At 66.0% G+C, this 21162-nt stretch carries 14 protein-coding genes, 1 tRNA gene and 1 riboswitch; of the genes, 12 read left to right on the top strand and 3 right to left on the bottom strand.

The window, feature by feature from the left end:
* Positions 1 to 21: 21 nt before the first annotated feature.
* The 6 genes from LDO22_RS04925 to LDO22_RS04900 all read left to right on the top strand — a co-directional run bounded on the left by LDO22_RS04925 (position 22) and on the right by LDO22_RS04900 (position 5212).
* Positions 22 to 96, top strand: a tRNA-Pro gene (locus LDO22_RS04925).
* A gap of 82 nt (positions 97 to 178) precedes the next feature.
* The gene (gene tig / locus LDO22_RS04920) at positions 179 to 1573 is read left to right on the top strand and encodes a trigger factor (RefSeq protein ID WP_224026310.1); all 1395 of its coding nucleotides are present in this window, start codon (positions 179 to 181) and stop codon (positions 1571 to 1573) included.
* A gap of 233 nt (positions 1574 to 1806) precedes the next feature.
* Entirely contained in the window at positions 1807 to 2430 is a 624-nt protein-coding gene (locus LDO22_RS04915; protein ID WP_018761581.1) for an ATP-dependent Clp protease proteolytic subunit, read from the top strand.
* Between the two features lie 38 nt (positions 2431 to 2468).
* Positions 2469 to 3128 carry an ATP-dependent Clp protease proteolytic subunit gene (locus tag LDO22_RS04910; protein ID WP_138606612.1) on the top strand — a complete coding sequence of 220 codons (660 nt, stop codon included), beginning with the start codon at positions 2469 to 2471 and terminating at the stop codon, positions 3126 to 3128.
* Positions 3129 to 3303: 175 nt separating this feature from the next.
* Entirely contained in the window at positions 3304 to 4584 is a 1281-nt protein-coding gene (gene clpX, locus LDO22_RS04905; protein ID WP_224026309.1) for an ATP-dependent Clp protease ATP-binding subunit ClpX, read from the top strand.
* A 13-nt stretch (positions 4585 to 4597) separates the two neighbouring features.
* On the top strand, positions 4598 to 5212 hold the full coding sequence (locus LDO22_RS04900; protein WP_159631796.1) for a DsbA family protein: 615 nt from the start codon (positions 4598 to 4600) through the stop codon (positions 5210 to 5212).
* 349 nt (positions 5213 to 5561) lie between these two features.
* On the opposite strand, the gene valS is transcribed toward LDO22_RS04900, so the two are convergent.
* Complete coding sequence (valS, locus tag LDO22_RS04895) at positions 5562 to 8183, bottom strand: valine--tRNA ligase (protein ID WP_224026308.1); 2622 nt, start codon at positions 8181 to 8183, stop codon at positions 5562 to 5564.
* A gap of 287 nt (positions 8184 to 8470) precedes the next feature.
* On the opposite strand from valS, the gene LDO22_RS04890 reads away from it, so the two are divergent.
* Positions 8471 to 9229 carry an SDR family oxidoreductase gene (locus tag LDO22_RS04890; RefSeq protein ID WP_224026307.1) on the top strand — a complete coding sequence of 253 codons (759 nt, stop codon included), beginning with the start codon at positions 8471 to 8473 and terminating at the stop codon, positions 9227 to 9229.
* Here the strand turns inward: LDO22_RS04890 and LDO22_RS04885 are convergent.
* A complete protein-coding gene (locus LDO22_RS04885; protein WP_224026306.1) occupies positions 9226 to 10233 on the bottom strand; it encodes an endonuclease/exonuclease/phosphatase family protein in 1008 nt (335 codons plus the stop codon). The genes LDO22_RS04890 and LDO22_RS04885 overlap by 4 nt on opposite strands.
* A gap of 432 nt (positions 10234 to 10665) precedes the next feature.
* On the opposite strand from LDO22_RS04885, the gene ileS reads away from it, so the two are divergent.
* The 4 genes from ileS to ndk are packed head-to-tail and all read left to right on the top strand — an operon-like array spanning position 10666 to position 16280.
* On the top strand, positions 10666 to 13983 hold the full coding sequence (gene ileS / locus LDO22_RS04880) for an isoleucine--tRNA ligase (protein ID WP_224026305.1): 3318 nt from the start codon (positions 10666 to 10668) through the stop codon (positions 13981 to 13983).
* A 3-nt stretch (positions 13984 to 13986) separates the two neighbouring features.
* Positions 13987 to 15345, top strand: a complete 1359-nt coding sequence (locus LDO22_RS04875; protein WP_224026304.1) for a folylpolyglutamate synthase/dihydrofolate synthase family protein — start codon at positions 13987 to 13989, stop codon at positions 15343 to 15345.
* Positions 15346 to 15347: 2 nt separating this feature from the next.
* Entirely contained in the window at positions 15348 to 15812 is a 465-nt protein-coding gene (locus LDO22_RS04870; protein WP_224026303.1) for a DUF4233 domain-containing protein, read from the top strand.
* A gap of 51 nt (positions 15813 to 15863) precedes the next feature.
* On the top strand, positions 15864 to 16280 hold the full coding sequence (gene ndk, locus LDO22_RS04865; RefSeq protein WP_159631802.1) for a nucleoside-diphosphate kinase: 417 nt from the start codon (positions 15864 to 15866) through the stop codon (positions 16278 to 16280).
* Between the two features lie 95 nt (positions 16281 to 16375).
* Here the strand turns inward: ndk and LDO22_RS04860 are convergent, their stop codons facing one another.
* Entirely contained in the window at positions 16376 to 17044 is a 669-nt protein-coding gene (locus LDO22_RS04860; protein WP_159631803.1) for a vitamin K epoxide reductase family protein, read from the bottom strand.
* A 438-nt stretch (positions 17045 to 17482) separates the two neighbouring features.
* Here LDO22_RS04860 and LDO22_RS04855 point away from each other — a divergent pair, with 438 nt between their 5' ends.
* Positions 17483 to 20878 carry an Rne/Rng family ribonuclease gene (locus LDO22_RS04855; protein ID WP_224026302.1) on the top strand — a complete coding sequence of 1132 codons (3396 nt, stop codon included), beginning with the start codon at positions 17483 to 17485 and terminating at the stop codon, positions 20876 to 20878.
* 180 nt (positions 20879 to 21058) lie between these two features.
* Positions 21059 to 21156, top strand: a riboswitch (TPP riboswitch).
* Positions 21157 to 21162 lie beyond the last annotated feature (6 nt).

Raw genomic sequence — 21162 nt, 5'->3', positions numbered from 1 at the left:
GTAGACTTGCCTGTGCACTTACGGGGTGTAGCTCAGCTTGGCTAGAGCGCCTGCTTTGGGAGCAGGAAGTCGCAGGTTCAAATCCTGTCACCCCGACTCTGCGGCCAGGACCAGCAGGCCTGGACACACATTGCGTTTGCAGAAAACCCCCATCCCACAACCCAGGAGTACTTAGACCGTGAAGAGCGCTGTCGAGAACCTCACCCCCACGCGGGTCAAGCTCAATGTTGAGGTCCCCTTTGAGGAACTGAAGCCCAGCATCGACTCGGCCTACAAGACTGTTGCCTCGCAGATCCAGGTCCCCGGGTTCCGCAAGGGCAAGGTTCCCGCCAAGCTCATCGACCAGCGCGTTGGCCGTGGCTACGTCCTGGAGACCGCCATCAACGACGGCCTCAATGGCTGGTACCAGGCTGCCGTGCAGGAATCCGGCATCCGCCCCCTGAGCCGCCCCGATGTGGAAATCACCGAGGTTCCCGACCCCTCCGCCACCGACGGTGGCCTGAAGTTCGCCGCCGAGGTTGACGTCCGCCCCGAGATCGAACTGCCGGACTACGCCGGCATCGAGGTCCAGGTTGCGGCTGCGGAATCCTCCGACGAAGACGTGGACAAGGCCCTGGACGAACTGCGCGGACGCTTCGGCACCCTGAAGTCCGTTGACCGTCCCGCTGCCGACGGTGACTTCCTCACCATCGACATCACCGCCACGATCGACGGCGAAGAGGTCGACTCCGCTGCCGGCCTGTCCTACCAGGTTGGCGCCGGCACCATGCTCGAGGGCATGGACGAAGCCGTGACCGGCCTCAGCGCCGACGAGGACGCCATCTTCGACACCACCCTGGTGGGCGGCGACCACGCCGGCGAAGCCGCCCAGGTCAAGGTCGTCGTCAAGGCCGTCAAGGAACGCGAACTGCCCGAAGCGAACGACGACTTCGCCCAGCTGGCCTCCGAGTTCGACACCCTCGCCGAACTCCGCGAAGACCTGGCCAAGCAGGCCGCAGAGTCCAAGATCGTGGAGCAGGGTGTTGAAGCCCGCGACAAGGTCCTGGACAAGCTGGTGGAACTCGTCGAGGTTCCGGTTCCGGACTCCGTCGTCGAAGAGCAGCTCGAAGCCCACTTCCAGGAGGGCAACGGCCACGGTGACGGCGAGCACGACACCGAAGAGCACCGCGAAGAGGTCCGCGCCAACACGGCCCGCGCCTTCCAGAACGAGATCATCCTCGACGCCATCGCGGAGAAGGAAGAAGTCAATGTCAGCCAGAACGAGCTGATCGACTACATCGTCACCACCGCCAGCCAGTACGGCATGGACCCCAACCAGTTCGCCCAGATCATCGATCAGAGCGGCCAGGTCCCCATGATGGTTTCCGAGGTCCGCCGCCGCAAGGCACTGGCCGTCGTGCTGGGCCAGGCCACGGTGACCGACACCGAGGGCAAGACTGTTGACCTGAGCGACTTCGTCCGCCCCGCCGGCGAAGAGGCACCTGCCGCAGAAGCGGCCGACGCCGACGCCACCGAAGCTGCCGAGGCAGAGGTTGTCGAAGCCGAGGACACCACGGCTGACGCCAAGGCATAGTCCTTTTTGAACCGCAGCAATGGCCCCCGGATCCTTTCGATCCGGGGGCCGTTCGCGTTGGACCGGAAGCGGCACGCTGCTGATTCGCTGATCGTGCGCCGTCAGCGAACAGCCGTCGGTGCGCGAACAAAACACATGTGAAACCGGTTAGTGTCCAAGTAGTGATTTTCAGTGATGTCACCGTCACCAGTGAGAGGTAAGTAAACATGTCACAGCACTCAGAGGCCCCCCGGATGGCGACCGTCGATCCTGCAGCCCAGGACAACTACATTTACAACCGCCTTCTCAAGGAGCGGATCATCTGGCTGGGCTCGGAGGTGCGTGACGACAACGCCAACGCGATCTGCTCGCAGCTGCTCCTGCTCTCGGCCGAGAACCCGGAAAAGGACATCTACCTCTACATCAACTCGCCCGGCGGCTCCGTCACGGCAGGCATGGCCATCTACGACACCATGCAGTTCATCCCCAACGACGTTGTGACCGTCGCCACCGGCCTTGCCGCGTCCATGGGACAGTTCCTGCTGTCCTCCGGCACCAAGGGCAAGCGGTACGCCACGCCCAACGCCCGCGTGCTGATGCACCAGCCGTCCGGCGGAATCGGCGGCACCGCTTCCGATATCAAGATCCAGGCCGAACTCATCCTGCACATGAAGAAGGTCATGGCGGAACTCACCGCCGAGCAGACCGGCCAGACCGTTGAAACCATCCTCAAGGACAACGACCGCGACAAGTGGTTCACAGCCACCGAAGCACTCGAATACGGTTTCTTCGACAAGATCGCCGCGCACGCCGGCTCCGTCTCAGGCGGCGGCGGAACGTCCAACGGTTCCTCCGGCGAGTCAGCCTCCCAGAACTAACCGGCATCCAGAACCCCTTTCGATCAGGAGCAAACACAATGAACTACAACTTCGGGTGGTCAGCCGGCAATCTTCCGTCCAGCCGCTACGTCCTGCCGCAGTTCGAGGAACGCACCCCGTACGGCTTCAAGCGCCAGGACCCGTACACCAAGCTCTTCGAGGACCGCATCATCTTCCTCGGCGTGCAGGTGGACGACGCTTCCGCTGATGACATCATGGCCCAGCTGCTGGTCCTGGAGTCCACGGATCCGGACCGCGACATTACGCTCTACATCAACTCGCCCGGCGGCTCCTTCACCGCCATGACGGCGATCTACGACACCATGCAGTACATCCGCCCCGAGATCCAGACTGTCTGCCTGGGCCAGGCCGCCAGTGCGGCTGCCGTTCTGCTGGCGGCGGGTACACCCGGCAAGCGGCTGGCACTGCCCAACGCCCGCGTCCTGATCCACCAGCCGGCACTGTCCGGCGGCCAGGGCGGCCAGGCCTCCGACCTGGAGATCCAGGCCGCTGAAGTCATGCGTATGCGCTCCTGGCTGGAGGACACCCTGGCCCAGCACTCCGGCCGTACGTCGGAGCAGGTTAACAACGACATCGAGCGCGACAAGATCCTCACCGCCGACGAGGCCCAGGCATACGGCCTGATCGACCAGGTTCTTGATTCACGCAAGATCAAGCCCCAGGCGATCACGAGGTAGCAGTACCGAAAGCCGGTGCGGTCCAGTTCATTTGGCCGCACCGGCCTTTTCATTCCACCCTTGGGGCCGAATGTGACCTAGAGTGGATGTTGTCACAAACCGTGCCGTGCCGGCCGGGAAAGATTTCAGCAATGGTGCAGGGCTGCCTGGCAGCAGGATACTAAGGGGTTCATATATGGCTCGGATTGGCGAGAGCACGGATCTGCTGAAGTGCTCTTTCTGCGGAAAGAGCCAGAAGCAGGTGCGCAAGCTCATTGCCGGCCCCGGTGTCTACATCTGCGATGAATGCATCGAGTTGTGCAACGAGATCATCGAGGAGGAGCTCGCGGAGGTCGCTGATCTCGGCAGCTTCGAACTGCCCAAGCCGCGTGAAATCTTCGACTTCCTGCAGGAATACGTCATCGGCCAGGAGCCCGCCAAGCGGTCCCTCGCCGTCGCGGTCTACAACCACTACAAGCGCATCCAGGCGGGCCATGCGCCGAAGTCCGGAAATCTGGGGGACGGCGGCCATCACGACGACGTCGAGATCGCCAAGTCGAATATCCTCCTCATCGGACCCACCGGCTGCGGCAAGACCTACCTGGCCCAGACCCTCGCCCGGCGGCTGAACGTGCCGTTCGCCGTGGCGGACGCCACCGCCCTGACCGAGGCCGGATACGTGGGTGAGGACGTGGAGAACATCCTCCTCAAGCTCATCCAGGCCGCTGACTATGACGTCAAGAAGGCCGAACAGGGCATCATCTACATCGACGAGATCGACAAGATCTCCCGCAAGAGCGAGAACCCCTCCATTACCCGCGACGTGTCCGGCGAGGGCGTGCAGCAGGCCCTCCTGAAGATCCTCGAAGGGACCGTGGCCTCGGTACCGCCGCAGGGCGGACGGAAGCACCCGCACCAGGAATTCATCCAGATCGACACCACCAACGTGCTGTTCATCGTCGCCGGTGCCTTCGCCGGCCTGGAAGAGATCATCGGCTCCCGCTCCGGCCGCAAGGGCATCGGTTTCGGCGCCCCGCTCAACGAGGCAAGCAAGAAGGTGGACTCCTACGGTGAGGTCATGCCGGAGGACCTGCTGAAGTTCGGCCTGATCCCTGAATTCATTGGCCGGCTCCCCGTGATCACCACCGTCTCCAACCTGGACCGGGACGCCCTGATCCAAATCCTTTCCACCCCCAAGAACGCCCTGGTGAAGCAGTACCAGAAGATGTTCCAGATCGACGGCGTCGAGCTGGTGTTCGACGACACCGCCCTGGAAGCCATTGCCGACCAGGCATTGGAGCGGGGCACCGGTGCCCGTGGCCTCCGCGCCATCCTGGAGGAGGTCCTGCTTCCCGTGATGTTCGATCTTCCCAGCCGCGAGGACGTGGCCAGCGTGGTGATCACCGAGGACGTGGTCCTGCGGGGAGCCGAGCCCACCATGATTCCGCACGTGGCCAAGCGCCGTAAGTCTGCCTGACCGAGAGGACTCCGTGACTTCACCTTCCAAGAACAAAGCCGACTTCTGGTTCGACCCCCTCTGCCCGTTCGCCTGGGTCACCTCCCGCTGGATCGGGGAAGTGGAAGCCGTCCGGGACATCGAGACGGAATGGCACGTCATGAGCCTGGCTGTCCTGAATGAGGGACGTGACCTGGAGCCCGGCTACCGGGAATCCATGGACAACGCGTGGGGCATGGTCCGCGTGATCATTGCCGCCCGGGAAGAGCATGGGCCGCAGGTCATCAAACCGCTGTACGACGCCATGGGAACGCTGATCCACAACCAGGGCGAAAAAGACCGGGCCGTGGTCATCACCAAAGCCCTTGCCGAGTGCGGCCTCCCCGCCTCCCTGGCCGACGCCGCTGCCACGGACGCCTACGACCAGCAGCTCCGGGCCAGCCATGAGGAAGGCATTTCGCTGGTGGGACAGGACGTTGGAACCCCGGTGGTGGCTTTCAATGGAACAGCCTTCTTCGGGCCGGTCCTGACCCGCATTCCCCGTGGTGAGGAAGCCGGCAGGATTTGGGATGCCACCACGGTTATCGCCGCGTATCCGCACTTCTTCGAGCTGAAGCGCAGCCGCACCGAAAGCCCGGAATTCGACTGAAACGCCGGACACTGACGCGTTGCAAGGGCCCCGGGATAACTACCTGACTGTAGTTATCCCGGGGCCCTTGCACGTGGTCCGGCGCAGGAGAACAATAGTTCCTACCACTTCGAAAGAAGTGGACGCAGGAACCAAAGATTCAGTGATATGTAAGTCGACGCAGCCATCGGCAAAGTTGAATGCAAGCTACCAGTGACGGGGTAGTAAGACCTGAAGTTCAGCGGATCCTGCCAGACCATCAGAGCACGTCACCGAATGGCCGAAAAAGTCGAAGCCCCACCAACGGCAAAACGCTGATGGGGCTTCCCCTTTGCCCGGAAACCGGGGCTGGCCCGTATCCGGTCCGGTGTCAGGCCTTGGCGGGCTCGTCGCTTGGAGCCAGGGCGACGTCAGTGACCGTGAGGTCACCGTCACCCACGGCCAGGGTGATCTCCCGGGCGTTGGACGCAGCCTTCAAATCAGCCAGACCGGCCTGCAGCTGTGCGGTCAGCGCCTCCGGGGCAGTGATGGTCGCCGACAGCACTTCGGTGCGCTGCTTGACCTTGGCCTCGGACTTGGCCTTGCGGACACCGCTGAGTGCCACGCCCACGGTCGCAAGCATGGTGGTATCCCCGCCGGGGATCTCCAGGGCGGCAGGCCACTGGGCCCGGTGCACCGACCCGGTACGCCACCAGCTCCATACTTCCTCGGTGGCGAAGGGCAGGAACGGGGCGAAGAGCCGCAGCAGGGTGTCCAGCGTGGTGGCCAGCGCGGCCAGCACGGAAGCCTGCTCCGCTTCGCCTGCGGCCCCGTAGGCCCGGTCCTTGATCAGTTCCACGTAGTCGTCGGTGAACTGCCAGAAGAACGACTCCGTGAGCTGCAGGGCCCGGGCGTAGTCGTAGTTGTCGAATGCCTTGGTGGACTGCGCCACCACCTCGGCCAGCTGGGCCAGCAGCGCCCGGTCCAGGGGGTTCGCCAAGACGGAAAGATCGCCCGACAGTACCGAGTTCTCCGTGGCACCCAGGTTCAGCACGAACTTGGAGGCATTCAGGAGCTTGATGGCCAGGCGGCGGCCGATCTTCATCTGCGCGATCTCGTAGGCGGTGTCGGCGCCCAGGCGTGCAGAGGCAGCCCAGTAGCGGACGGCGTCCGAACCGTACTCGTTCAGCACGTCCGTGGGCACCACCACGTTGCCCTTGGACTTGGACATCTTCTTGCGGTCCGGGTCCAGGATCCAGCCGGAGATGGCCGCGTGCTTCCAGGGGGCACAGTCCTGGAGGGCGTCCGCGCGGACCACCGAGGAGAACAGCCACGTGCGGATGATGTCGTGGCCCTGGGGGCGCAGGTCGAACGGGTACACCTTGGCGAACAGGTCCTCGTCCCGGCTCCAGCCACCCACGATCTGCGGGGTCAGGGAGGACGTGGCCCAGGTGTCCAGGACGTCGGCGTCGCCGGTGAAGCCATTGGGCTGGTCGCGCTGTGCCTCGTCGAAGCCGGGGGCGGCGTCCGCGGCGGGGTCGACGGGGAGCTGCTCGTCCGAGGGCAGGACGGGGTTGTCGTAGTCCGGGTTTCCCTGCGCGTCGAGCGGGTACCAGACGGGAATGGGCACGCCGAAGAACCGCTGGCGGGAGACCAGCCAGTCACCGTTCAGGCCGGCGATCCAGTTTTCATAGCGGGAGCGCATGAAGGACGGGTGGAAGTCGATGTCCTTGCCGCGGCCAATGAGGCGTTCGCGGCGGTCCTCGTCGCGGCCGCCATTCCGGATGTACCACTGGCGGGACGTCACCACTTCCAGGGGCTTGTCGCCCTTTTCGAAGAAGTTCACCGGGTGCGTGATCTTCTTGGGCTCACCATCGAGCAGGCCGGCTTCCTTGAGCAGCTCCACCACGGCTTCCTTGGCGGAGAAGGCAGTCTTCCCGGCGATGGCCGCGTACGCCTCCTTGCCGGCCTCGCTGGTGATCCACTCGGGGGTTTCGGCAATGATGCGGCCGTCGCGGCCCATGATGGCGCGGGTGGGCAGCTGCAGTTCGCGCCACCACGTGACGTCTGTCAGGTCACCGAAGGTGCAGACCATGGCGATCCCGGAACCCTTGTCCGCCTTTGCCAGCGGGTGGGCCTTGACCTCGAGCTCAACGTCGAACAGCGGGGACTTCACGGTCTTGCCGAACAGCGGCTGGTACCGCTCGTCGTCGGGATTCGCCACCAGCGCGGCACATGCTGCAAGGAGCTCCGGGCGGGTGGTCTCGATGAAGATCTTCCCGCCGTCTTCGGTGAAGAAGGGGTAGCGGTAGTAGGCGCCCGGGACCTCACGGTCCTCAAGCTCGGCCTGGGCCACGGCGGTACGGAACGTGACGTCCCACAGCGTGGGAGCCTCGGCCATGTAGGCGTCACCGGCGGCCAGGTTGGCCAGGAAGGCACGCTGGGACACGGCGCGGGACGTGTCATCGATGGTGCGGTAGGTCAGGTCCCAGTCGACGGACAGGCCCAGGGTCTGGAACAGGTTCTCGAAGACCTTCTCGTCCTCAACGGCCAGTTCCTCGCACAGTTCGATGAAGTTCTGCCGGGACACGACGTCGAAATCGCGCTGGTTCTTGGCCGGCTGGGCGGGCGGCCGGTAGTCGGCGTTGTACGGGATGGCAGGATCGCAGCGGACACCGTAGTAGTTCTGGACGCGGCGTTCGGTGGGCAGGCCGTTGTCATCCCAGCCCATGGGGTAGAAGACGTTCCTGCCGGTCATGCGCATGTACCGGGCCTGGACGTCCGTCTGGGTGAAGGAGAACATGTGCCCCACGTGCAGGGATCCCGACGCGGTGGGCGGGGGAGTGTCGATCGAGTAGACCTGCTCCCGGGTGGTGTCGGGGTTGAACTTGTAGGTTCCCTCGGCCAGCCAGCGCTGGGTGAGCGCGGCTTCGAGGCCTTCGAGGGCCGGCTTGTCCGGAACATTGATGGGGGCGGTGGTGGGCGTGTCTGTACCCTGCGTGTCTTCAGCCATTTGCCAATTCTTTCATGCCCGCTTGAGTCCCACCCAACCCGTGCCGCCCCCACGGACGCGGACACGGGTGGCATGCGGGCCATGGGAGAGTTCCGGGCAACCTTCGGCGTGAAGCGCATCTACGACCCACCGGCGGACGACGACGGCTTCCGCGTGCTGGAACTGCGCGCGCACACCCCCGGATCACCCTCCTCTACACTGCCCGGAACACCGAGGCGAACAATGCGCACGTCCTGCTTGATTACCTCCGGGGACAGTCCCCCGGCTGATCCCGCTAGGGTGGTGCCATGACTGAGGACTTGCAGAAAAAGGCAGCATTGGTGACCGGCGCGAGCAGCGGAATCGGAGAGGCAACAGTGCGTGCGCTGCGCGCCGACGGGTGGACGGTCTTTGCCGTGGCACGCCGGGCTGACAGGCTCGCGGCGCTGGAAGGCCGGACAGGCGCCGTCGCGATTCCCGCAGACATTGCAGAGGACGACGACGTGTCCCGGCTCCTCGCCCAGGTCACCGAAGCGGGCGGCATCGACACGCTGATCAACATCGCCGGTGGTGCCCGGGGTGCTGACAAGGTAGGCGATGCCAACACCGCCGACTGGGAATGGATGTACCGCGTCAACGTCCTGGGAACCCTCAAGCTCACCCGCGCGTTCCTTCCGATGCTGCGGGCCACCGGCGCGGGAACCGTCCTGAACCTCACCTCCACCGCGGGGCTGGACGCCTACGAAGGCGGGGGCGGCTACAATGCTGCCAAGTTCGGGCAGCACGCCATGACCAACGCCCTCCGGCTCGAAGAGGCTGAGCACAACGTCCGGGTCATCGAGGTGGCGCCCGGGCTGGTGCAGACCGAGGAGTTCGCCCTCAACCGGCTCGGGGATGCGCAGTCCGCAGAAAAGGTCTACCAGGGCGTGGAGAAGCCGCTCACCGCGGAGGATGTGGCCGACGTCGTCCGCTACGCCGTCAGCGCCCCGCACCACGTCAACCTTGACCAGATCGTCATCCGGCCGGTGGCCCAGGCGGCCACGCACAAACTCATCCGGAAGGCCTAGGGCACGGGGATGCGCAGGGTGGCCACCACTGCGGCATGGTCCGTTCCCTCGATCCGGTGGACTGAATAGCCGGAGGCGGTAATGTCGCGGCTGGTCACCAGATGGTCCAGCGTGATCCCGGGCAGGCGGTACCCACGCATCGGCCAGGTGGGCACCAGCCTGCTGCCCAGGGAGGCGGCCACGTCCACCAGCGTCCGGCCGCCTCCCTGGCCCGCCAGCAGCGCCCTGAATTCCCGGTGGTCGTAGGTCGCGTTGAAGTCCCCGGCCAGCAGCAGGGGACCGGACCCGCTGTCCGCCCTGGCCACCGTGGCCAGGTCCCTGCGCCACTGGCCAAGGGCGTCACCCACCGGCGCCAGGGTGTGCACAGCCACCACCCGAAGGGCGGCCCCACTGCCGTCCGCCAGGTCCAGGCTGGCTACCGGCATGGTGAATTGGGTGGCCGGAAGCACTCCGCCGTCCTTCAGGCTTAGCGAGGAATAGATGGCCGTACCGCCGGCGCCGTCCCTGGGATGGGCAACCCGGTGCGGGAGCAGCCCGTCGAGGCCCGCCGCGGTGAGCCGCCGTGACAGCTGGGGCGTGTATTCCTCCACCGCCAGCAAATCCACGTGCTGTTCACGGACCAGGTCCACGATGCCGGCAGCGTCCGCATCCCCCAGCTCCGCGTTGATGCTCATCGCCACGAGGGAAACCGGCCTTCCGGCGGCCTCGGCCGCAGGCCCGCGGACGTCCACCGGGAAGAGCCAGAACGCCTGGCACGCCAGCAGGGACCCCGCCAGGACCCGCTGCCACCGGCTGCGCCCAAGGAAGGCCAGGACCAGCGTTGCCGCGGCAGGCACTGTGAGCCAGGGCGTGAAAGCCACCAGCTCGACCCCCAGGACGGGCCACTCGACGGGGACAGCGCGCACTACGGACACCGCTGCGACGGGCAGCGCAAGGGGAATGAACAGCCACCGGCATGCGGCGGCCGCGCGCCTCCGCCCGGCAGGGCGCCCGGAAGCTGTCATGAGCCGAGTCTAGGGAATGCGCGGTGGTGGCGTCAGCCCCAACGGCCCCTGGATGCTCTGAGTGGCACGGGACGCTGTGAATGGCGGGGATGCTCTGAATGGCAGGGACGCGCTGAATGGCACAGGACGCTGCGGCGATAGTAGACTCTTTATGGCTATGACCCGGCAATCACCGGTGAGCTTCCGGAAGAACGCGCAGTGTGCCCCTGCAGGGTGGCTGTGCCAGTAGAACCGGACGGGTAAGCCCGTCACAGCAGTAATGAGAGGCCGGGGCGGCAGGTGTTCCTCACGGAAGACACGCGGCGCCGGTAAGTGAGGTGGTACCGCGGTGGGCGTGCAGTCTTTTCGGGACGGCGCGGCAGCCGTCCTCGCATCCTGAACGGAACCTCCGGCCCCGCCGGGGTTCACCACGCTCAACCCAGGATGTCGAACATGACGTTTTACCCCAAGGCCTCAGCCTCCAGCACCTCGTCCAACGGCAGTGCCGGCGTTTCCGCCTCCGTGAAGTTCCCGGAGATCGAAGAGCGCATCCTGAAGTACTGGGACCAGGACGGCACCTTCCAGGCCAGCATCGACCAGCGCAGCGCCGACGTCCCCGGCGGCGAGCCCGGCAGCAACGAATTCGTGTTCTACGACGGCCCGCCCTTCGCCAACGGCCTGCCGCACTATGGCCACCTCCTCACCGGCTACGCCAAGGACCTGGTGGGCCGCTACCAGACCCAGCGCGGCAAGCGCGTGGAGCGCCGCTTTGGCTGGGACACCCACGGCCTCCCCGCCGAACTTGAAGCCATGAAGCAGCTGGGCATGACGGACAAGACCCAGATCGAAGCCATGGGTATCGACAAGTTCAATGACGCCTGCCGCGCCTCCGTGATGAAGTACGCCGACGAATGGCGCAGCTACGTCACCCGGCAGGCGCGCTGGGTGGACTTCGACAACGACTACAAGACCCTCAACGTCGAGTACATGGAATCGGTCCTCTGGGCGTTCAAGCAGCTGCACGACAAGGGCCTGACCTACAACGGCTACCGCGTCCTCCCGTACTGCTGGAAAGACGAAACGCCGCTGTCCAACCATGAGCTGCGCATGGACGACGACGTCTACAAGAACCGCCAGGACCAGACCGTCACCGTCACGTTCCCCATCCTCGCGGGGGAGTCGGAGGTTTCCAGGGAGCTTGCCGGCGTGCAGGCCCTCGCCTGGACCACCACCCCCTGGACGCTGCCCACCAACGCCGCGCTCGCCGTCGGGCCTTCCATCACCTACGCCGTGCTGCCGGCCGGCCCCAACGGCATCAAGGCGGCCTCCGCAGACGCCCCGGTCACCGGGAGCTTCATGCTCGCAGCGGACCTGCTGGGCAGCTACGCCAAGGACCTTGGCTACGACAGCTTCGAGGACGCGGAAGCCGCAGTGGTCTCCACGCACACCGGCGCCGAGCTGGAGGGACTGGAATACCAGCGCCTCTGGGACGACTTCGCGGACAACGAGAAGTACGGCATGGAGAACGCCTGGCGCTTCTTGGTGGCCGACTACGTCACCACCACGGACGGCACCGGCATTGTGCACCAGGCGCCCGCCTACGGTGAAGACGACCAGAAAGTCTGCGAGGAGGCAGGCATCCCCGTGGTGCTCTCCGTGGATGAGGGTGCAAAGTTCCTGCCACTGTTCAAGCACGGCGACCTCCACGACATCGTGGGGCTGCAGGTCTTCGAGGCCAACAAGCCCATCACCCAGGTGCTCCGTGCCCAGGGCCGCCTGGTCCGCCAGGCCAGCTACGAGCACAGCTACCCGCACTGCTGGCGCTGCCGCAACCCCCTGATCTACCGTGCGGTGTCCTCCTGGTACGTGGAGGTCACCAAGTTCAAGGACCGGATGTCCGAACTGAACCAGGAGATCAACTGGATCCCCGGCAACGTCAAGGACGGCCAGTTCGGCAAGTGGCTGGAAAACGCCCGCGACTGGTCCATCAGCCGCAACCGCTTCTGGGGCAGCCCCATCCCGGTGTGGCAGTCAACGGACCCCGAGTACCCCCGCACCGACGTCTACGGCTCCCTGGCCGAGATCGAGGCGGACTTCGGCCGGCTGCCGCTGAACAAGGCCGGCGAGGTGGACCTGCACCGCCCGTTCATCGACGAGCTGACCCGGCCCAACCCGGACGACCCCCGCACGCCCGAAGAAGGCCAGTCCGTGATGCGCCGCGTGGAGGACGTCCTGGACGTCTGGTTCGACTCCGGCTCCATGCCGTATGGCCAGGTGCATTACCCGTTCGAGAACGAGGCCTGGTTCAACACCCACAACCCGGCTGACTTCATCGTCGAATACATCGGGCAGACCCGCGGCTGGTTCTACATGCTGCACATTCTGTCCACGGCACTGTTCGACCGGCCGGCGTTCCGCAACGTCATCAGCCACGGCATCGTGCTGGGCTCTGACGGCCAGAAGATGTCCAAGAGCCTGCGTAACTACCCGGACGTGTCCGAGGTCCTGGACCGCGACGGCTCCGACGCCATGCGCTGGTTCCTCATGTCCAGCCCCATCCTGCGCGGCGGCAACCTGATCGTCACCGAGCAGGGCATCCGCGACGGCGTCCGCCAGGTGATCCTGCCGCTGTGGAACGTGTACAGCTTCTTCACGCTCTACACCAACGCGGCAAACAGTGGCGGGGGATACGACGCGAAGCTGCGCTACGACGGCTATGCGGACACCCTGGACCAGTACCTGCTGGCCAACACGGGCGACCTGGTTCGGAACATGACCGTGCAGCTGGACACCTACGACATCTCCGGTGCGTGCGACTCCCTGCGCAGCTACCTGGACATGCTCACCAACTGGTACGTCCGCCGCAGCCGGCAGCGCTTCTTCGACGAGGACCAGGACGCCTTCGACGCCCTGTTCACCGCGCTGGAGACCGTCACCCGTGCTGCTGCGTCGCTGCTGCCCCTGGTCTCCGAGGAGATCTGGCGCGGCCTGACCGGCGGCCGCTCCGTGCATCTGGCTGACTGGCCGGACGCTGACCTCTTCCCGGCCAACCCGGCCCTGGTAGAGGCAATGGACCGGGTCCAGCAGATCTGCTCCACCGGGTCCTCGCTCCGCAAGGCAGCCAACCTGCGTGTCCGCCTGCCCTTGCAGGAACTCACCGTTGTGGCACCCGGGGCGGATGCGCTGGAAGGCTTTGCCGCCGTCGTCGCCGATGAACTCAACCTCCGGTCCGTCCGCCTGCTGGACGCGGCCACCGCTTCCCCCGAGGAATTCGGCATCCAGCAGAAGCTGGTGGTGAACGCCCGTGCTGCCGGCCCGCGCCTGGGCAAGAATGTCCAGGTTGCCATCAAGGGTTCGAAGTCCGGCGACTGGTCAGTGGACGACGACGGCGTGGTTACCTCCGGGGGCCTGCAGCTGGAGCCCCAGGAGTACACGCTGGAGACCGTGGTGGCAGAGTCCGAGGGCGGTTCCGCCGCTGTCGCCGTGCTGCCTGGAGGCGGGTTCGTGGTCTTGAACACGGAAGTCACCCCCGAGCTGGAGGCCGAAGGCCTGGCACGCGACCTGGTCCGCGCCATCCAGCAGGCCCGCAAGGACGCCGGGCTCAACGTCAGCGACCGGATCCGGACCACCGTCACGGCCCCGCAGAACGTGGTGGACGCCCTGCTGGCCAACGCTGAACTGGTCAAGGGCGAGACCCTGACGGTGGAGCTGGCCGCTGAGCCGGGCGATGTGCCAGAACCGGCCGTCGCGGTCGAAAAAATGGAGGCCTAGGACATGACCGACGAATTTTCCGTGGAAAGCGTCTACGCCGAACTGCTGGGCCGGGCGCCGGAAAACAAGATGGAGCCGCGCCTGGCGCCGCTGTTCCGCGCCATGGACGTGCTCGGCGAACCCAACAAGGCCTTCCCGATCATCCATGTGACCGGAACCAACGGGAAGACCTCCACCTCCCGGATGATCGAATCCGTGCTCCGCGCCCATGGCCTGAGCACGGGACGCTACACCAGCCCGCACCTGTCCAAGGTCACCGAACGGATCAGCATCGACGGCCACCCCGTCTCCGATGAGACGTTCGTCAGGATCTGGGACGAAATCCGGCCCTACCTGCAGATTGTGGACTCCGAGCTGGAAGCCGAAGGTCAGCCGCGGCTGACCTACTTCGAGTGCCTCACCATCCTGGGCTTCGCCATCTTCGCCGACCAGCCTGTCAACGTGGCCATCATCGAGGTGGGCCTTGGCGGCATCACCGACGCCACCAACGTGGGCGACGGCCAGGTGTCGGTGGTGACGCCGATTTCGCTGGACCACACCGACCTGCTGGGCGACACCACCGAGGACATCGCCTACGAAAAGGCCGGCATCATCAAGCCCGGCGGCTACCTCATCAGCGCAGCGCAGCCCCTTGATGCGGCCCAGGTGCTGCTGGAAAAGGCCAAGGAAGTGGGCGTGCCCTTCCGCTTCGAAGGCGTGGAGTTTGGCGTGGAGTCCCGGACTGTGGCCGTTGGCGGCCAGATGGTCACCATCCAGGGCATCGCCGGCCGCTACCCTGACCTCCTGGTACCGCTGCATGGCGCCCACCAGGCGCAGAACGCCGCCGTGGCGGTAGCCGCCCTGGAAGCGTTCTTTGGCGGCGAAAAGGAGCTCGACTTCGAGGTCCTGCAGGAAGGCTTCGCCGCAGTGACGTCACCGGGCCGCCTCGAAGTGGTACGCACGGCACCCACCATCATTGTGGATGCCGCGCACAATCCCGACGGCATCAAGGCCTCTGCTGCAGCCCTGCAGGAAGCGTTCACCTTCACGCGCCTGGTACCCGTGGTGGGCGTGCTCAAGGAAAAGGACGCAGAAGAAATCCTGCGGGAGCTGAGGGAATCCCTGGGGGACGTGGCCGTGGAGTACTGCTTCACCCAGTCCAACTCACCGCGCGCCGTACCGGCAGCGGAACTGGCAGAGCTTGCCATTGACCTGGGCTTCGGCGAGGACAACGTCCACGTCGCCGAGAAACTGGATGACGCCCTGGAATGGGCCGTGGAGCGGGCCGAAGCCAACGAGGACCTGTCCGGGGCCGTCCTGGTCACCGGATCGATCACTTTGGTGGCCGAGGCCCGGATCCTGCTCGGAAAAACGGAGGCGTGAGCATGGCCAGACTGACAAAAGCCCAGCGGGAATGGCGTCCCGGCATGCCCAAGAAGCGCCGTTCCACCAAGGTGATGTTTGCCTCCACGGTGCTGCTCCTGGAAGCGTTCGTCATGTTCTTCGCCACCCTGGTGGTGTTCGGCCTGCGGCGCGGGGAGTTCCCGCCGGCCCTGATCCTCGGCGTGGGCATCGCCCTCAGCGTGGTCATGATCTTCGCCTGTGCAGTCCTCAACAAACCCTGGGGCATCGGCCTGGGCTGGATCCTGCAGCTCGTCCTGATCCTCACCGGCATTTTCGAGCCGGCCATGTTCCTGGTGGGTGCACTCTTCGCCGTGGCCTGGTGGTACGGGATCCGGACCGGCATCCGGCTGGACCGGGAAGCCGCGCAGCGCGCACGCGAACAGGCGGAATGGGAAGCCGCCCACCCGGAAGAGGCCACCGGTCCCGCCCAGCCCCAATCCCCGTAAGCCCGTCCCCGTAGACTTATCCCGAAACCCCACCAACGCATTGGAGCAGTTGTGACTACTGAGCGCACCCTCGTCCTGATCAAGCCCGACGGCGTCGCCCGTAACCTGACCGGCGCCATCCTGGCCCGGATTGAAGCCAAAGGCTACAGCCTTGTTGAGCTGAAGAAGGTCGACGCCACCCGTGAGCTGCTGGAGCAGCACTACGAGGAGCACGTGGGCAAGCCGTTCTACGAGCCCCTGGTGGAATTCATGCTCAGCGGCCCCGTGGTGGCGGCCATCTTCGAAGGCCACCGCGTCATCGAAGGCTTCCGCTCCCTGGCGGGCACCACGGATCCCACGACGGCGGCCCCGGGCACCATCCGCGGTGACTTTGGCCGGGACTGGGGCCTGAAGGTACAGCAGAACCTGGTGCACGGCTCCGACTCCACGGATTCCGCGGACCGCGAGATCAAGATCTGGTTCCAGTAAGCCAGGGGAAATAACAGATAAGGCCAATGTTCTTCGTGAACATTGGCCTTATCTGTTATACGTATGCGGCGCAGGGGAGCTCGGGGATTAGGGGTCTAGAACCCCGACGTTCCTGCGAAGACCTGGATGAACGCGAAGAAGATGGTGGCGATGACGGCCACGTACAGCAGCGCGGTGATGATCCAGCCGGAATCACCCAGGACCCGGGCTGCACCTGCAGGCATGGGAATGACACCGGCCGTGATGTTCCGGATGGTTGTCCACACGAAAAGCGGGATCATGGCCGCCCAGACGATCATGCAGAACGGGCACAGGATGTGGATGGCGTACAGAGCCTGGGACCACAGCCAAACGACGAACGCGAAGCCGAGCGTGACGCCCACCTGCAGTCCCAGCCAGTACCAGCGGGCGAAGGTCGCCCCGGACAGCAGGGCCATGCCCACCGTGATGGTGATGGCGAAGGCCACGATCCCGATGAACATGTTGGGGAAGCCGAACAGCGAACTTTGCCAGGTCTGCATGACCTGGCCGCAGGAGATCCAGGGATTCACGTCGCACACGGTGGTGTGGTTGGGGTCCTTGAGCACTTCGAGTTTTTCCAGGACCAGGGTCCCGGAGGCAAGCCAGCCGACGATTCCGGTGATGACCAGCAGCCAGCCGAAGGGCCGGTTCCGGGCCATGCGCGGGATGCTGCCGGCGGCGCTGGTCTGCGGATCGGCGGCGCGTTCCTCTTCATGGGCGCTGACGGGGGAGATGCTGGGCATGGGTGTTGCGTCCTTTTCGTCCGGTGCTCCTGTGCCTGATTGTAACGCCGGTGGCTGGACCCACCACACAGCAACGGGAACAGCAACGCCCGCTTCCGCGGCGATCCAGCGCGGGTATGAGAGAATGAACGTGGCTGGAAGCCGATCCACATTCGGACTCCGGTCCGGTGGTTTGTTCCCAAGACCGCCAATGATGAGCAGGGCAGGCTTTGGATTCTTCCGGCACACCCGCGACTCCATTGGGCGGCACCTGGTTGTGGCACGCAGAACAACGGGTTTTCAGAACATCCACCGGCTCCCACGGGCTGCCGCACCCCAATGACGGTGCGAACCTGGGAGTATCCACTTGACTTCTGTCAATGCCTGCGGGTGTTGACAATATGTGCCCCAATGGGTGCCGGATGTGGCGGTACGTCAGGGGCAGGAGTGTTGCCACATATGGACAATGATCAAGAGCTGGCCGTTAACGACGAAGCAGTGGCTGCCGGCGCTGCTGCCCCCAAGAGGGCTCCGCGGACCCGCCGCAAGGCGGCTTCCAGGGCCGGGGACGCCCCCACGGATGCCGTGAGCACGGCACCGGAAGTTGCCGAAGCACCCGCCGCTGAAGAAGCCGGCACTGAAGAGGCCACCACAGCGGCCAAGGCTCCCGCCCGGCGCACCCGGTCCCGGAAGAAGGCGGACGCAGCAGAACCGTTGCCCGCTTTCGCCGCCGAAGCGGAACCGGCCGCCGCTGCCCCCAGTGGCACCCCCGCCACCGCGTCGGGTGCAGCTGATGAAAGCGCCGCTGCCGTTCCTGCCCCGGACACAACGGCAGACGCCGAAACCAAGCCGGTCCGCCGCCGTCGGGTAGCTACCCGCAAGGCTGCGTCGCCGGTTTCCGCCCCGGAAGCGGCCTCCGCAGCCGCCGCCGAAGTGGCGCCGGAACCGGCCGGGCCCGAAGCCGTGGTGCCCGAAGCCGCGGACCAGGCCGCCGCGCAGAACGTGGAGCAGGCGCAGGAGCCCGCCGCCCAGGAACCCGCCGCCGCGCCCGCAGCTGCCGCCGCACCGGAGGCCGCCCGGCAGGAGCAGGCGCCTGACGCCGCCGGAACGAAGGACGGCGGCGCCGCCGCCAGCCCGTTTGGCTCCCTCTTCCTGGAACCGGCGTCGCCGACGTCGGTGCTCTTCCAGGCACCGGACCTCAGCACCGTGGTCCGGCCCGCCGCGCCCGTCGCGGAGGAGCCTGAAGAGGAAGAGACCGAAGACACCGACGATTCCTCCAGCCGCCGCCGGCGCCGCAGCCGTGGCCGCAGGGGCCGCAGCCGCATCGGCGACAGGACGGAAGAGGACAACGAGGACGGCAGCGCTGAGGCTGACGCCGAGGACGAGGCTGACGAGGATACCGCCGGCCAGCTGGAGGACGGTGTAACCTCCCGCCGCCGGCGCCGCCGCCGCCGCGGGGACCAGGACCTTGAACTCACGGGCGGCGGGGATGACGACCCGCCCAACACGGTGACCAGGGTCCGTGCGCCGCGCGCCGTCAGTGAAGCACCCGTGAGCAACCGCGTGACCAGCGTTAAGGGCTCCACCCGCCTGGAGGCCAAGAAGCAGCGCCGCCGCGAATCCCGTGACACCGGCCGCCGCCGCACGGTCATTACCGAGGCCGAGTTCCTGGCGCGCCGGGAGTCCGTGGACCGGCAGATGATCGTCCGCCAGCGCGACGACAGAATCCAGATCGCCGTCCTCGAAGACGGTGTCCTGGCCGAACACTTCGTGTCCAAGACGCAGCAGGACTCGCTGATCGGCAACGTGTACCTGGGCAAGGTCCAGAACGTGCTGCCGTCCATGGAAGCCGCATTCGTGGACATCGGGCGCGGCCGCAACGCCGTCCTGTACGCGGGCGAGGTCAACTGGGAGGCCGTCAACCTGGAGGGCAAGCAGCGGCGCATCGAAAACGCGCTGAAGTCCGGTGACACCGTCCTGGTCCAGGTGACCAAGGACCCGGTGGGCCACAAGGGTGCCCGCCTCACCAGCCAGATCTCCCTGCCCGGCCGCTACCTGGTGTACGTACCCGGCGGTTCCATGACCGGCATCTCCCGCAAGCTGCCCGACGTCGAACGCAACCGGCTCAAGCGCATCCTCAAGGACCGCCTGCCGGAGCACGCCGGTGTGATTGTCCGTACCGCGGCCGAGGGCGCTTCCGAGGAAGAGCTGACGCACGACATCAACCGGCTTCGCGCCCAGTGGGAGGGCATCGAAAGCCAGTCCGCGTCCACCAAGATCCTGGCTCCCGAGCTGCTCTACGGCGAACCCGATCTGACCATCAAGGTGGTCCGCGACGTCTTCAACGAGGACTTCTCCAAGCTCATCGTTTCCGGTGAGGAAGCCTGGGACACCATCGAGGCCTACGTCACCTATGTGGCGCCGGACCTTGTGGGCCGCCTTGAGAAGTGGACCAAGGACCAGGACATCTTCGCCGCCTGGCGCATCGACGAGCAGATCCACAAGGCGCTTGAACGGAAGGTCTTCCTGCCCTCCGGCGGCTCCCTGGTGATCGACCGTACCGAGGCGATGACCGTGGTGGACGTCAACACGGGCAAGTTCACCGGCAGCGGCGGCAACCTTGAGGAGACCGTCACCAAGAACAACCTTGAGGCAGCCGAGGAAGTGGTGCGCCAGCTGAGGCTGCGCGACATCGGCGGCATCATCGTGATCGACTTCATCGACATGGTGCTCGAATCCAACCGCGACCTGGTCCTGCGCCGACTGGTGGAGTGCCTGGGCCGTGACCGGACCAAGCACCAGGTGGCCGAGGTCACCTCGCTTGGCCTGGTCCAGATGACCCGCAAGCGCATGGGCACCGGACTGCTGGAAGTCTTCGGCGAACAGTGCGAGGCCTGCGCCGGCCGTGGCGTTGTGACCCACGACGATCCCGTGGAGCACCGCCGCGCCAACATCGTTGCCGCCGAGCACCACGTCCAGCGCACCGACAACCGGCCCGAAGCCCGCGCGGAAGCCCGTCCGGAAGGGCAGCGGAACGACAATACCCAGCCCGGCGTGCGTACTGAACGCAAGCGGCGGCGCGGACGCGGCGGGCAGCAGCCCGAAGCGGCCCCGGCACCTGCCGTCCACGTGCACACGGTCCAGCCGGACCCGTCGGACGCCGAGCGGCACGCCAAGGCGGAGGCCACCAGGCTTGCCCTGGCGAACATTGCCGCTGCGGCCCACGCTGCCCACCTGCATGACGATGAGGTGGCGGCAGCCCGGCAGGTGCCTTCCGTAGAGCCTGCGCCGGCGCCCGTCGAGGAGAAGCACGACGCCGATGCCCCGGCACGTCCTGCGGCTGTCCTGACGTTCGGCGGCGAGGAAGTCCCGCTTCCGTTCGTGGAGCATGCTGAGGAACAGCATCCCCTGCCCGCCCTCACCCTGGACCGGCTCGCGGAAGCGTTCGCCCACCTTGGGCAGCCGGCTTCCCCTGTGGAGAACGCGCCTGCCAAGACCGCCGAGGCCGTGAAGGTGCCGGAGGCTGCGGCGCCGGAACGGCAGCACGACGGCGGGGGAGCGGAAGCCCGCGCCGCCGCAACGGAAGCTGCAGCCGGAAAGGACTACTCCGACCACACGCTGGAGCAGTCGCGGCAGCGCAGGCCGCGGCGCCACCGTGCCGCCAGCCGTGCCCAGGGTGCCGCCAACGAGACCGCCGTCCAGCATCACGAAAACGTCCAGGCGGCAGGCGCAGGCCATTCGCACGCGGCCAAGGCTCCCGAACCCGTGAAGCCCCAGCAGGCACCGGCGGAACCGGGCAAGGCGCCCGAGGAACCCATCATCCTCGGCGTGGGTGTGCCTGCCTCGGAGCTCTAGGCGCAGGAGTTACCGGCCAAACGGCCACGCAGTAAGGAATCCCCGTCCTGCGGACGATTCACCCGGGAAGCACCGTGGGAATCGGCCGTGTGGCGGGGATTCCTGCTGCTGCGAGGTTGTTGTTTCCTTGACCCGAGGGCTGTCATCCTTTCCTCCTGGTGCGGCCTACGGGCTAGGGTGGAAACCGACACGGGGTGCCGCGCAGAAGGCCGGCTGAGATCCAGACCCGTTGAACCTGTCCGGCTAGTACCGGCGAAGGGATGTCTCTTGTCTTCGACCCTTTC

It is taken from the genome of Arthrobacter sp. NicSoilC5, assembly GCF_019977395.1.
Lineage (GTDB): Bacteria > Actinomycetota > Actinomycetes > Actinomycetales > Micrococcaceae > Arthrobacter.
This window is presented reverse-complemented; position numbering and strand designations above follow the sequence as displayed.